This window comes from Nonomuraea sp. NPDC050790 (assembly GCF_044456745.1).
GTDB lineage: Bacteria > Actinomycetota > Actinomycetes > Streptosporangiales > Streptosporangiaceae > Nonomuraea.
This window is the reverse complement of record NZ_JBITGF010000006.1, coordinates 703,608-715,899: the sequence shown is the minus strand read 5'-3', so window position 1 is coordinate 715,899 and position 12,292 is coordinate 703,608. Positions and strand designations below refer to the sequence as shown.

Sequence of the window (12,292 nt, the reverse complement as noted above, 5' to 3'; positions counted from 1 at the left end):
CTCGACTTGCATGTGTTAAGCACGCCGCCAGCGTTCGTCCTGAGCCAGGATCAAACTCTCCATAAGATGTTTGAACCAAGCAAATCTCATCAATATAAAGACGAGGTGTTGCATGAAACTTCATGCACTGGCTTTTAACACACTGTTGAGTTCTCAAGAAACGGTGTTTCGTTGTGCCTTAATTCTTTCAGCCGTTCCATTCTCTGTCAAATTCAGTGACTTGACATTTCCTGGAACCCCCGCAAACTTACCAGACCATCCGAACAGGATGAACCGGAAAGGTTTCTGTGGGGTGTGCCGGGCGGATCGTGTGATCGGCTGCCCTGCGGGAGCAACTCTAGCAGCCCCCGGGACCCGCTCACGCCCATTCAGGTAATCCCCTTGTCCTTCCCTCCCCACGCCTGCCCAAACCTTCGAGCCCGGATCCGGCCCGCGACCTCGGCAAGTGGACGGCAAGTCATCCGCAATCGCTCCCCGGTACGAAGTACACACGAGCAGACTGCACCCCGGAGGTGTTGGCAATGACCCGCTCGGAGTTCGACGACATCCGTGCCTTCCTGGCCGACGAGCAGACACCTGCCGGCGACCTTCGCAAGATCGCGCGCACCCTGGTCGACGACCTGGAACACGCCAGGATGCGCGAAGCCGTACTGCGCTCCTATTACCTGCGGCTCATGACGGCGGCCCGCGCGTCGGTGGCGTCCGACGCGGTGGGGGCGCCCGACCCGCTGGCGTTCGTCAGGCACGAGCTGGCCGAGCGCGGCCAGTTGCCGACGGACGGCGAGGCGGTGCAGCGCATCCTTTCCGACGCGCGCACGGCCGCGGCCCTGCTGGCCTGCCTGGAGGAGAACCCTCCCCCGGTACGCCCGCGCGGCCTGCGCCTGCGCCGCTGCGTCGGAACCGGCCGCAGGCTCGCCCACTGAGGAAGACCAGACCAGGCCCATACCCAGTCTTGGATGAACGGCTGTAAGACTGCGCGTATGTGGCAGCGGGGGTTGAACTGGGCGGCAATCGTCCTTGTGGGCGGTTTCGGCCTCATGTGGCTGGGCGTCGTGCTGTACGCGGCCGACGCCTCGACGCCATGGATCCGAGGCGCACAGGCGGCGTTCGGTCTCCTGCTGGCCGGATGGGCGGTACAGAAGGCCACCGTGATGATCCGAGCATGACATGACTGACCAGCCATACGAGATCAGCCAGGACATGGGCGACGACCCGCAGGAGTCGGTCATCGCCATGTACAACGACAAGCTTCCCGAGCGGCACCGGATCGACGAGATCGACGACGAGGCCGATCGCAGCATCGTCACGTGGATGCGCGAAGAGGACACCCGGCAGACCGACGCCCATGTCGACCTGCTGCAGGAGCCGCGGACGTACTTCCAGGACGAGGACGACGATCAGGGCTGAAAGCGGTAGCCCATGCCCGGCTCGGTCAGCAGATGGACGGGATGGGCGGGGTCGCGTTCCAGTTTCCGGCGGAGCTGCGCCATGTACTGCCGCAGGTAGTGCGTCTCCTTCTGGTACGAGGCGCCCCACACCTCCGTCAGCAGTTGGCGCTGGCTGACCAGCTTGCCCGGGTTCCTGAGCAGCAGTTGGAGGAAGTGCCATTCCGTGGGCGTCAGCCGTACCCCGCCGGAGATGGTCTTGTTGACGAGGTCGATCACGTGATCGCCCACGCGCGCCTCGGCGGACTCCGCGGCGGGGACGGCGGCGCGGCGCGTGACGGCGCGGACGCGCGCGAGCAGTTCGTCGATGCCGAAGGGCTTGGTGACGTAGTCGTCGGCCCCGGCGTCGAGCGCGTCGACCTTGTCGTGGCCGTCGCTGCGGCCGCTGAGCACGATGATCGGGACCTGGGTCCAGCCGCGCAGCCCGTGGATGACGTCGACGCCGTCGATGTCGGGCAGGCCGAGGTCGAGGATGACCAGGTCGGGGTGCCAGTCGGCGGCCTGGCGCAGGGCGGTGGCGCCGTCGGGGGCGACGGCCACCTCGTAGTGGCGGGCGACGAGGTTGATCCGCATGGCGCGCAGGATCTGGGGCTCGTCGTCGACCACGAGCACGCGCGTCATCCGGCTGTCCCCAGCGAGACGGTCATGGTGAGCCCTCCTCCTGGTGTCTCCTCCGGCGTGAGCGTGCCGCCCATGGCTTCGGTGAGCCCGCGGGAGAGCGCCAGGCCGAGGCCCACGCCCTTGTGGGCGGAACGGTCGCCGAGCCGCTGGAACGGCTGGAACACCCGCTCGTGCGCCTCGGCCGGGATGCCGGGGCCGTGGTCGACGACCCTGATCTCCACGCGGTCGCCGTGCCGGCTCGCCGAGACGACAACGTCCCCGTAGCGCACGGCGTTCCCGACCAGGTTGACCAGCACGCGCTCCAGCAGCACCGGGTCGGCGGTGAGGGGCGGCAGGCCGGGCGGGATCTCCACGGCCACGAGCTTGGAGACGCCCAGGTCGGCGAGGGCACGATGGACGATCTCCGCCGCGGACACCGGTTCGGGCGCCACGCCGAGGACGCCGGCCTGCAGGCGGCTCATGTCGAGGAGGTTGGTGACCAGGCGGTCGAGCTTGTTCAGCGACTCGTGGGCGGTGTCGAGCAGTTCCGCGCGGTCCTCGGGCGACCAGTCGATCTCGGTGCCGCGCAGCGAGTCGACGGCGGCGCTCGCCGAGGCCAGCGGGGTGCGCAGGTCGTGGCTGACGGCCGCGAGCAGCGCGGTGCGCATCTTGTCCGTCTCCGCGAGCGCCGCAGAGGACGACGCCTCCTCACGCAGCCGCTGCTGACGCAGCGCCACCGCCGCCTCGGCCGCGAACGCCTCAAGGACCCGCCGGTCGGCCGCGTCCAGGGTCCTCCCCTGTACGGCCAGCCCCAGGTCCCCGTCCACCACCACCTCGGGAACGGCCGACGGCGGCCCACCGGCCGTGGCCACGATCCGCCACTCGTCGCCGTCCTTCTCCAGCATGGTCGCCGAGGTCAGCGAGTAGACCTCCAGCAGTCTGGCCAGCAACGACGGCAGCGCCGCGTCCCCGCGCAGCACGTGCCCGGCCAGCGTGGACAGCACCTCGGCGTCGGCCCTGGCCCGCGAGGCCTCCACGCTGCGCCGGGCGGCCTGGCCGACGACCGCGCTGACCATGGCCGCGACCAGCGTGAAGATGGCGAGGGCCAGCAGGTTCTCCGGGTCGGCGACGTTCAGCGTCTGGAACGGCGGCGTGAAGAACCAGTTGAGCAGCCCGAACCCGAGGACGGCCGCGGTGAGCGCGGGCCACATGCCGCCCGCGAGCGCCACCCCGACGACGAGCAGGAGGAAGATCAGGATCTCGCTGGGCAGCGCCAGATTCGGACGGAACGGCAGCAGCCCGGCCGTGAGCAGGGGCATACCGGCCAGGGCCAGCGTCCAGCCGGCGATCCTCCGCCTGAGCGTGAGGGCGGTGCGGTCCCCGTGCCTGCGGCCGTACCGCACGCCCTCGTGGGTGACCATGTGGACGTCGATGGAGCCGGAACGCGCGGTGGTCTCCACGCCGACGCCCGGCGCGAGGATCTGCGCGAAGCGGCCGCGGCGGGAGGCGCCGAGGACGAGCTGGGTGGCGTTGACGCCGCGGGCGAACTCCAGCAGGGCGCGGGGGACGTCGTCGCCGAGCACCTGGTGGTAGGTCCCGCCGAGGCTCTCGACGAGGGTGCGCTGGCGGGCGGCGTTGGCCGGGTCGGCGCCTGAGGTGAGGCCGTCGGCGCTGGTCACGTGGACGGCCAGGAGGTCGGCGCCCTTGGAGCGGTCGGCTATGCGGGCGGCCCGCCGTACCAGAGTGTCGCCTTCCGGGCCGCCGCTGAGGGCGACCACGACGCGCTCGCGCGCCTCCCACGTGGCGGAGATGCCGTGGTCGGCGCGGTAGCGGTCGAGCTGCTCGTCCACCTTGCCCGCCACCCAGAGCAGGGCCAGCTCGCGCAGCGCGGTGAGGTTGCCGACGCGGAAGTAGTTGGACAGGGCGGCGTCGACCATGGCGGGGCCGTAGACGTTGCCGTGGGCCATGCGGCGGCGCAGCGCCTCGGGGGCCATGTCGACGAGCTGGACCTGGTCGGCGCGTCTGACCCATTCGTCGGGTACGCGCTCGCGCTGGGGGACGCCGGTGATCTGCTCGACGACGTCGCCGAGCGACTCCAGGTGCTGGACGTTGACCGTGGAGACCACGTCGATCCCGGCCGCGAGGATCTCGTCGATGTCCTGCCAGCGCTTGTGGTTGCGGGAGCCGGGGGCGTTGGTGTGGGCGAGCTCGTCCACGAGGGCGATGGCGGGCGCGCGGGCGATGACGGCGTCGGTGTCCAGTTCCGCGAAGTCCGTTCCGCGGTAGTGGACAATCTTCCTCGGCATGATCTCCATGCCGTCGAGGAGCTCGGCGGTGCGGGGCCGGTCGTGGGTCTCGACGAGCCCCACGACCACGTCTCTGCCGCGCGCGAGCGCGCGGCGCCCCTCGCCGAGCATGGCGTAGGTCTTGCCCACGCCGGGGGCCGCGCCCAGGTAGATCCGCAGCGTGCCCCTCATGAACCCAGGTTACGGCTGGTACGGCGGCGCCACCCCCCAGCCCCACCGCGGGGTCGGCGCGTGGGCGGGCGGCGTGGCGCCGGGCTGGGAGTTGTGCAGCGCGAGCCGCGTCCCCCACTCGATGTATCCGGCGAAGGCCGCCCTGAACTCGGGGTCGTCAGGCAGCCCGACCTCGTCGGCCGCGTCCATGAGCAGGTTGACCCACCGGCGGCGCTGCGGCTCGGTGATCGCCTTGCCGAGGTGCTGGGAGAGCATGTGCGGGTATCCGCCGCGCTCCTCGGTGTAGCGGGCGGGCCCGCCGAACACCTCGCTGAGCCACATGGCCACGTATCGGGGATGGCCGGGATCCATGTGCGCGAAGAGCGGCCCGACCACGTCGTCCTTCTTCACCTTCGCGTAGAAGGTCGCGGTGAGCCGTTCGAACGCCTCGCTGCCGCCGGCCCAGTCGTACAGTGTCGGTACTTGCTCATTGTCAGCCACGTAATCATGTAATCATGAAATGGCGGGACGTGTCATGGAGCTCATCGGCAAAGGGCGCACTGCCGACGTTTTCGCACTATCTCCCAGCAAAGTGCTCCGCCGCTACCGGGACGGGGACACCGCCCTCGACGAGGCTCGCGTGATGCACCACGTACGGTCCCAGGGTTACCCGGTGCCCGAGGTGTTCGACGCGACCGAGACCGACCTGGTGATGGCCAGACTGCACGGGCCCACGATGTTCGAGATCCTGGTCAGGAAGCCGTGGCTGGTCACCTCGCACGGCAGATTGCTGGGCCGCCTGCACGACCGGCTGCACGCGATCGAGGCCCCGGACTGGCTCGGCCCCTCCCCCGGCGACCGCGTGCTCCACCTAGACCTGCACCCCAACAACGTGATCATGACGCCCGACGGGCCGTCGGTCATCGACTGGTGCAACGCCGCGGCCGGCGAGCCCGCGTTCGAGCTGGCCACCACCTACCTGACGCTGCGCACGAGCGAGATCCCGATCACCATGATCAAGCTGATCCGCCGCCCGCTCGCCCGCGCCTTCCTGCGCGGCAGCGTCACCGACCCGTCCCCGCGCCTGGCCGACGCGGCCGCCGCACGCCTGCGCGACCCCCACACCACCCCAACCGAGCAGGTACGGCTGCGCCGGATGCTGTGAGCCGAGATTAGGGCCTTGTTCACGATCACGAAGCGCCCCAAGATGCTTAGCGTGCTACAGAAGGGACGAGTGAGGTGGACAGCACGCTCACGGATACACCGGTGCTCGCCCGACCGGCCGGACCATCCGGGCGCCGCAACCGGCGCTGGTGGTGGGTGGCGGGGTCGCTCATAGCGGCGGTCCTGCTGGTACAGACCCCCATGTGGATCAACGACATGAGGCTGGCAGGGCTGGTCGAGCGGGTACGCGCCTACCCGCTGCCGCCGGGCACCCAGCCCAACGTGGCCGCACAGGGCAAGGTCGGGCTGCAGATCGGCGACAGCAACCACTGCGACTACCTCGTGCGGTTGTCGTTGGTCACGACGCTGCCTGAGCCGGCGATCGTGAAGTACTACGAGAGCACGACGATCCGCGGCGTTCAGGGCGGGACATTACACGGCGAGGTGTACTTCGCCGGAGGAAAGGGACCGCGGCCGGTGATCGTGGAGTTTCTGGAAATGCACGATGCCGGACTGGACGTGCGGTGTCGATGAAAACACGAAGGCCCTGATCGTCATGATCAGGGCCTTCATTGGTAGCGGGGACAGGATTTGAACCTGCGACCTCTGGGTTATGAGCCCAGCGAGCTACCGAACTGCTCCACCCCGCGTCGGTGTGTGTCTCAACCATACCGGCGATTCATCGCGGACGCAAAACGAAGATCGCTAAAACACGAAAGGCCCTGATCGCAGTGATCAGGGCCTTCTCTGGTAGCGGGGACAGGATTTGAACCTGCGACCTCTGGGTTATGAGCCCAGCGAGCTACCGAACTGCTCCACCCCGCGTCGTCGTGCTTCACGAGACTATCCATGACCGGCCGCGTACGCAAACCGATACGCGGGAAAGCGGCGAGGACCCCGCCGGAAGGGCGGGGTCCTCGTTCGTCAACCGGCCGTGGCCGTCGCCGTCGGTGACGGCGGTGGTGTCGACGGCGGGGCGGACGGCGGCGCGGACGCGGAAGGCGTCGGTGCGGCCGTGGCCGTCACCTGGGTCTGGGTCGCCCCCAGCGCCTGCAGCTCCTTCAGCGCCGTCTCCAGCTTCTTCTGCGCCTCGCCGTACTTCACCCAGTCGGGCGGCGAGGACTTCAGGGCCGCCTGACCCTCCTGGTACGCCGTCTCGACCGCGGTGATCGCCTTGGCCAGCGCGCTGGTGTTCTCGGACGGCTTGGACTCCGTGGGCTTCTCACCCGTCTGCGTCGGCGGCGCGACGCCGAAGACCTCCTTCAGCGCGGCGTCCAGCGTGTCGCCGAAGCCCACCTTGTCGCCGAACAGCACCAGCACCTTGCGCAGGCTCGGGAAGCGGCCCGCGCTCTCGTCCTTCGGCTGCACGTAGACCGGCTCCACGTAGAGCAGGCCGCCGCCGAACGGAAGCGTCAGCAGGTTGCCGTAGATGACCTCGGTGGCGCCGCCGGTGCCGCGCAGCAGGTTCAGCCGCTCGGAGACCGTCGGGTTCGACAGGAACGTGTTCTGCGCCTGTGGCGGACCCTGGACCGCCGTGTTGCTGGGTAGCTGGAGGATCTCCAGCTTCGCCTGCGACGGGTCGGCGGTGGCGTCCACGGCCATGAAGGCGGCCATGTTCTGCCGGCCGTTCGGGACGAAGGTCGTGGTCAGCGAGAACCGCTCCTGCCCCTCCGGCATCTTCATCGTCACGTAGTACGGCGGCTGCTTGCTCTTCTTCGTGGCCGGGTCCTCGGGGACCTTCCAGAAGTCCTGGCCGCCGAAGAACGCGCCGGGGTCGGTGACGTGGTACTGCGTCAGGATCTCCCGCTGCGCCTTGAACATGTCGGCCGGGTAGCGCAGGTGGTCGCGCAGCTCGGCCGGGATCTCGGCCTTCGGCTTGATGATCGTGCCGAACGTGTTCTGCCAGGTCTTCAGCACCGGGTCGGCGTCGTCCCACGCGTACAGGGTCACGGAGCCGTCGTAGGCGTCCACGGTGGCCTTGACCGAGTTGCGCATGTAGTTGATGACGTCGGTCGGCGCGGCCTGCGGCTGCCCGGCCACGAGCCTGCTGGTCTGCACGTCGGTGGTGAGATCGCCCAGGCTCTTGCGCTCGGAGTACGGGTAGGAGTCCGAGGTCGTGTAGCCGTCGACGATCCAGACGATCCGGTTGTTCACGATCGCCGGGTACGGGTCCTTGTCCAGCGTCAGGAACGGCGCCACCTTGCCCACGCGCTCCAGCGGCTTGCGCTCGTACAGGATGCGCGAGAACTCGTTCACGTCGGAGGAGAGCAGCAGGTTGGTCTCGCCGTACTTGGCGGCGTAGAGCAGCTTCGTGAAGAAGTTGCCGATGGGCACGCCGCCGTTGCCGGCGTAGGTGTTGTTCTTCTGCCCGCTGCCGCCCTGCTGGTCGGCGGGGTAGTCGAGCTCGACGCCCTGGCCGGGGCCCGGGTTGGGACCGCCGACGATGGAGTAGTCGGGAGAGTTCTCGCCGAAGTAGACCCGGGGCTCGAACTTGGGGCCGATCAGGTCGCCGATCGGCGGGATGTCCTTGGCGTTGAAGACCGGCAGGCCGCCGGAGCCCACCTGGTTGCCGGGCGCGGCGACGAAGCCGAAGCCGTGGGTGTAGACGAGGCGGCTGTTGATCCAGTTGCGCTCGTTCTCGGGCGGCAGGCCGATGTCGCGGACCGACACCACGGTGTCGCGGACCTTGCCGTCCGGCGCCTTGTAGCGGTCGATGTCGAGCTGGTCGGGGAACTTGTAGTAGCCCTTGATCTGCTGCAGCTGCTGGAACGTCGGCGACAGGATCGTCGGGTCGAGCAGGCGCAGGCCCGGAATGGCGCTGGCCTCCTGCTGGAGGACTTCCTCGTTAGCGCTGGTGGTCGCGCCGTACTGCTTGATCGAGATGCTCTTGTCGTCGACCTTGAACGCGTCCCGCGTGGCCTGGATGTTCCTGGAGATCGACTCCTTCTCCTTGGCCTGCTGGTTCGGCTTGACCTGGAACTGCTCGACCAGCGCCGGGTAGACGCTGCCGATCAGCACGGCCGACAGCACGAGGAGGCCGAAGGAGACGCCGGGCAGCATGCCGCCGGGGCGGAACACGCCCGCGAACAGCATCGCGGCGCAGATCAGTGCGATGATCGCGAGGATGGTCTTGGCCGGGAGCACCGCGTTGAGGTCGGTGTAGCTGGCGCCGAAGACCTTGCCTCGGTCGGAGAAGACCAGACCGTAGCGGTCGACCCAGTACGCCACCGCCTTCAGCAGCACGAACACGCCCAGCAGCACCGACAGGTGGACGCGGGCCGCGCGCGAGGCATGGACGCCGGGCGACTGCAGGCGGAAGCCGCCGTACAGGTAGTGCGTGATCGCGGCGAGCACGATCGAGATGATGACCGCGGTGAACAGGAAGTTCAGCGTCATCCGGATGAACGGGTAGTCGAACATGAAGAACGACACGTCCAGCCCGAACATCGGGTCCGTCTTGCCGGCCTTCACGCCGTTGGAGAACTGGAGCCAGGTCTTCCACTGGCCCGCCACCGACGACCCCGCGAACAGCGCGAGCACGGCCATGCCCACGATGAAGATCAGCTTGCGGTGGGGGTCGAGCGCCATCCGGTAGCGGTCGGCGCCACTGCCGCCGCCGAACATGGCGGGGCCGAACATCGGCCGCATCCTGAACGCCAGCAGCATGTTGCCGCCGGCTATGCCGACCAACAACAACGCGCCGACCAGGAACAACACGATCTGCGTCAGCATCACGCCGGAGAAGACCGAGGTGTACTTGACAGAGTCGAACCAGAGATAGTCGGTGTAAATGCCGGCGAACAGGAAGAAGAACGCCACGATCGCCACGAGGGCGATCGCGACAGGAAGCAGCAGTCGCGGGCGGCGGGGCAACCGCATCGCCCTGCCGGCTCCTGGGGTCCGGAAGCTCAAGGCCAACCCCTCGTCGTGGTGAACAATCGTCTCGCTCTGGCAACCTACACCGGTGTGCCAGCCGTACGGCTAACGCACGGCGAGCGTGAGAAGTTTCAGCTTGCCGTACATGCGGGTAGATCTGTCCTTCCCTGGCGCAGCGCGTCGAGTGTCGTGACCGTGTCGTGCAGGGTCTCCGCCTTCACCAGCCGCAACCCGTCGGGCGCCGCCTTCAGCGCCTCCGCGCAGTTGTCGGCCGGGGTGAGGAAGACCGTCGCGCCCGCCTTCTTGGCGCCGACCATCTTCTGCGCGATGCCGCCGATGGCCCCGACCTCGCCCTCGGGGGTGATGGTGCCGGTGCCGGCGATCGACTTTCCGCCGGTCAGCGAGCCGGGGGTGAGCTTGTCGACGATGCCGAGGGAGAACATCAGGCCGGCGCTGGGCCCGCCGACGTCGCCCACGCTGATGCTGACCTTGAACGGGAACTTGTACTTGGCCTGCATGGTCATCCCGACCATGGTCGCGCCCTGCTCGCCCGAGGTGGTCTTGACCGTGACGTCGAGCTTCTTCTCGCCCCTGGTGACGTTGAAGACGACGTCGGCGCCCGGCTTGAGCGCGCGTACCGTGTCGCGGACCATGTCGACGTCGGTGACCTTCTTGCCGTCGATCGAGTTGATCTCGTCGCCCTTCTGCACCTTGCCGTCGGCGGGCTTGCCCTTCTCCGTGGACAGGACCGTGACGACGGTGCTGTAGGGGATCTTGAGCTCGGTGAGGGCGGCGGCCGTCGCGTTGTCCTGGGAGTTGACCATCTCGACGGTGTTCTCCTCCTCGACCTGCTTGGCGGTGCGGCTCTTGGGGAAGATCGTCTCTTCCGGCACCACGGCCACGTTCGGGTCGAGCCAGCCGCGCAGCGCGGTCATGAGGTCGATGCGGCTGCTGGGGCCGCCCTGGTAGGCCACGGTGACCAGGCTGAGCGCGCCGTCGGTCGGGAAGACCTGGCGGCCGGAGATCGCGATGACCGGCTTCTTGTCGACCTCACCGATGGTGTTCTCGGTCGGGCCGGGGCTCAGCACGACGTAGGGCACCTTCATGAGGGCGCCGACGACACCGAGGGCGAGCACCATAAAGCCCGCCACGAGCAGGGTCAGGGCACGTCGTGACATGGACTGAGCTTATTCGCAGGCGCCGACCCACTCGGCCGACCCGTCGCCGAAGAGCTGATGTTTCCAGATGGGAACCTCTGCCTTGAGGTCGTCGATCAGACGCCGGGAGGCGGCGAACGCCTCGCCGCGGTGCGGGCAGGCGGCCGCGACGATGACCGCGATGTCGCCCAGCTCCAGGTCGCCGACGCGGTGGACGGCGGCCAGCGCGGTCACCGGGAAGTCGGCCGCCACCTTCTCGGCCACGCGGCGCAGCTCCGCCTGCGCGGACGGGTGCGCCGAGTACGACAGCCGGGTCACCGGCTTGCCCTGGTCCTGCTCGCGCACGGTGCCGACGAACAGGGTCGTCCCGCCCGCCGCGTGGTCGCCCACGGCGGCGTACACCTCGTCGACGGACAACGGGGTGTCGCGAATGTCTAGCAACCGGATGACGTCCACGCAAACAAGCCTACAGGCGGCGCCTCTTGCGGACCTGCCGCACAATGGCGGCGGTGCCGATCACGGCCACGGTGGCGCCGGCCGCGGTGAGCGTCGCCTCCTTGACGGGCAGGCGGCGTCCGGCGACGGTGGTGCGGTTCTCGCGTAGTTCGAGGAGCTGCTCCAGGGCGGCCTCGTTGGTCCAGGCGGGCTTCCACCCGGCCTCGCGCAACTGGGCGCAGTCGACCACCCACGGGTAGACGACGTAGTGCAGGTCCGTGGCGGGCGCCGGGGTGATGCCGAGCCGGTGCAGGCGCTGGGCGGTGCCGAAGGTCAGGCCCGCGGGCAGCTCGAAGCGCCGGATGCCGGACAGCTCCTCCACCTGCTCCTGCTCCAGCCAGCCGTCGGAGCCCACGGCCACGACGCCGGTGACCACGCCGCGCGCGGCCAGCTCGAGCGCCGAGACCAGGTCCTCGATGTGACAGAACTGCCAGCGCGGGTTGCAGCCCTTCACCGCCAGCAGCCTGGGCGACTCGAAGTGGCGGGTGATGACGGTGTCGACGCCGGGGCCGACGACGGCCGCGGGGCGCACGACCGTCACGTCCAGGCCGGTGTTGCTCCTGATGGCGCGGCGGACCAGGGCCTCGATCTCCAGGTAGTCGCCGACGACTCCAGTGTCCGGCTCGGCCGCGACCGCGGAGTCCTCCGGCAGCGGGACCTCGTTGTCGGGGGCGGCGCCGTACACCATGGCGCTTGTGACGAGCACCACACGGCGCACGCGCGCGGCCGCGCTGGCGGTGAGCACGGTCTGGGCGGCCCGCAGGTTGTACGCGCGGCGTTCACCGGGGTCGGAGTCGACGGCGTAGTCACCGGCCAGGTGGACCAGCACGTCGATGTCGGAGATCCGGTTCGCCAAGAGCGGATCCCGGACGTCGATCACTCGCCAGGTGACGTCCTGGACGTCGCCGCGCTGCTCGTCGATGGCCACCACCCTGCGGAAATCCGCTGCGCTCGCGAGCCTCGCGAGCAGCTCGCGACCGAGGCCGGAGGCCGCGCCGGTGATGGCGACGACCGGTTGGCGCGGGCGTTTCGAGGTAGGCACACGGTCCTCACTTTGCACTGATCCGCCGTAGGACGACTAACGTGGCGGATGTGGACT

At 68.8% G+C, this 12,292-nt stretch carries 12 protein-coding genes, 2 tRNA genes and 1 rRNA gene; 5 read left to right on the top strand and 10 right to left on the bottom strand.

The window, feature by feature from the left end:
- Positions 1–66, bottom strand: a 16S ribosomal RNA gene (locus ACIBEJ_RS32710); the annotation flags it as partial.
- A 455-nt stretch (positions 67–521) separates the two neighbouring features.
- Here ACIBEJ_RS32710 and ACIBEJ_RS32705 point away from each other — a divergent pair.
- Genes ACIBEJ_RS32705 through ACIBEJ_RS32695 form a run of 3 tightly spaced genes read left to right on the top strand, consistent with a single transcriptional unit; the run spans position 522 to position 1,407 of the window.
- Positions 522–923 (top strand): hypothetical protein, encoded by a 402-nt coding sequence (locus ACIBEJ_RS32705; protein ID WP_397186721.1) that lies wholly within the window; start codon positions 522–524, stop codon positions 921–923.
- Between the two features lie 57 nt (positions 924–980).
- Positions 981–1,166 (top strand): hypothetical protein, encoded by a 186-nt coding sequence (locus ACIBEJ_RS32700; RefSeq protein ID WP_397186720.1) that lies wholly within the window; start codon positions 981–983, stop codon positions 1,164–1,166.
- Between the two features lies 1 nt (position 1,167).
- A complete protein-coding gene (locus tag ACIBEJ_RS32695) occupies positions 1,168–1,407 on the top strand; it encodes a hypothetical protein (protein WP_397186719.1) in 240 nt (79 codons plus the stop codon).
- Here ACIBEJ_RS32695 and ACIBEJ_RS32690 read toward each other — a convergent pair.
- Genes ACIBEJ_RS32690 through ACIBEJ_RS32680 form a run of 3 tightly spaced genes read right to left on the bottom strand, consistent with a single transcriptional unit; the run spans position 1,398 to position 5,002 of the window.
- Complete coding sequence (locus tag ACIBEJ_RS32690; protein WP_397186718.1) at positions 1,398–2,066, bottom strand: response regulator; 669 nt, start codon at positions 2,064–2,066, stop codon at positions 1,398–1,400. The genes ACIBEJ_RS32695 and ACIBEJ_RS32690 overlap by 10 nt on opposite strands.
- Complete coding sequence (locus ACIBEJ_RS32685; protein ID WP_397186717.1) at positions 2,063–4,522, bottom strand: DUF4118 domain-containing protein; 2,460 nt, start codon at positions 4,520–4,522, stop codon at positions 2,063–2,065. The genes ACIBEJ_RS32690 and ACIBEJ_RS32685 overlap by 4 nt, the downstream gene beginning before the upstream one ends.
- Before the next feature lie 9 nt (positions 4,523–4,531).
- Positions 4,532–5,002 carry a group II truncated hemoglobin gene (locus ACIBEJ_RS32680; protein WP_397186716.1) on the bottom strand — a complete coding sequence of 157 codons (471 nt, stop codon included), beginning with the start codon at positions 5,000–5,002 and terminating at the stop codon, positions 4,532–4,534.
- Positions 5,003–5,021: 19 nt separating this feature from the next.
- Between ACIBEJ_RS32680 and ACIBEJ_RS32675 the strand changes: the two genes are divergently transcribed.
- Both ACIBEJ_RS32675 and ACIBEJ_RS32670 read left to right on the top strand, forming a co-directional pair.
- Entirely contained in the window at positions 5,022–5,666 is a 645-nt protein-coding gene (locus ACIBEJ_RS32675) for a phosphotransferase (protein WP_397186715.1), read from the top strand.
- Between the two features lie 74 nt (positions 5,667–5,740).
- Positions 5,741–6,199, top strand: a complete 459-nt coding sequence (locus ACIBEJ_RS32670) for a hypothetical protein (RefSeq protein ID WP_397186714.1) — start codon at positions 5,741–5,743, stop codon at positions 6,197–6,199.
- A 39-nt stretch (positions 6,200–6,238) separates the two neighbouring features.
- On the opposite strand, the gene ACIBEJ_RS32665 is transcribed toward ACIBEJ_RS32670, so the two are convergent.
- The 6 genes from ACIBEJ_RS32665 to ACIBEJ_RS32640 form a co-directional block, all read right to left on the bottom strand.
- Positions 6,239–6,315: transfer RNA gene (locus ACIBEJ_RS32665), tRNA-Met, on the bottom strand.
- Between the two features lie 98 nt (positions 6,316–6,413).
- Positions 6,414–6,490: transfer RNA gene (locus ACIBEJ_RS32660), tRNA-Met, on the bottom strand.
- Between the two features lie 99 nt (positions 6,491–6,589).
- Positions 6,590–9,544, bottom strand: coding sequence for a UPF0182 family protein (locus tag ACIBEJ_RS32655; protein ID WP_397186713.1), 2,955 nt, complete (start codon positions 9,542–9,544; stop codon positions 6,590–6,592).
- 128 nt (positions 9,545–9,672) lie between these two features.
- Positions 9,673–10,719 (bottom strand): PDZ domain-containing protein, encoded by a 1,047-nt coding sequence (locus ACIBEJ_RS32650; protein ID WP_397186712.1) that lies wholly within the window; start codon positions 10,717–10,719, stop codon positions 9,673–9,675.
- Between the two features lie 9 nt (positions 10,720–10,728).
- Entirely contained in the window at positions 10,729–11,154 is a 426-nt protein-coding gene (locus ACIBEJ_RS32645) for a molybdenum cofactor biosynthesis protein MoaE (RefSeq protein WP_397186711.1), read from the bottom strand.
- 10 nt (positions 11,155–11,164) lie between these two features.
- Complete coding sequence (locus tag ACIBEJ_RS32640) at positions 11,165–12,235, bottom strand: NAD-dependent epimerase/dehydratase family protein (RefSeq protein WP_397186710.1); 1,071 nt, start codon at positions 12,233–12,235, stop codon at positions 11,165–11,167.
- Positions 12,236–12,292 lie beyond the last annotated feature (57 nt).

Bases quoted from the DNA above. Each gene is read 5' to 3' on its own strand.
- ACIBEJ_RS32650 (WP_397186712.1), bottom strand. From the start codon at position 10,719: ATGTCACGACGTGCCCTGACCCTGCTCGTGGCGGGCTTTATGGTGCTC.
- ACIBEJ_RS32695 (WP_397186719.1), top strand. From the start codon at position 1,168: ATGACTGACCAGCCATACGAGATCAGCCAGGACATGGGCGACGACCCG.
- ACIBEJ_RS32705 (WP_397186721.1), top strand. From the start codon at position 522: ATGACCCGCTCGGAGTTCGACGACATCCGTGCCTTCCTGGCCGACGAG.
- ACIBEJ_RS32655 (WP_397186713.1), bottom strand. From the start codon at position 9,544: ATGCGGTTGCCCCGCCGCCCGCGACTGCTGCTTCCTGTCGCGATCGCC.
- ACIBEJ_RS32690 (WP_397186718.1), bottom strand. From the start codon at position 2,066: ATGACGCGCGTGCTCGTGGTCGACGACGAGCCCCAGATCCTGCGCGCC.
- ACIBEJ_RS32700 (WP_397186720.1), top strand. From the start codon at position 981: ATGTGGCAGCGGGGGTTGAACTGGGCGGCAATCGTCCTTGTGGGCGGT.
- ACIBEJ_RS32685 (WP_397186717.1), bottom strand. From the start codon at position 4,522: ATGAGGGGCACGCTGCGGATCTACCTGGGCGCGGCCCCCGGCGTGGGC.
- ACIBEJ_RS32675 (WP_397186715.1), top strand. From the start codon at position 5,022: ATGGCGGGACGTGTCATGGAGCTCATCGGCAAAGGGCGCACTGCCGAC.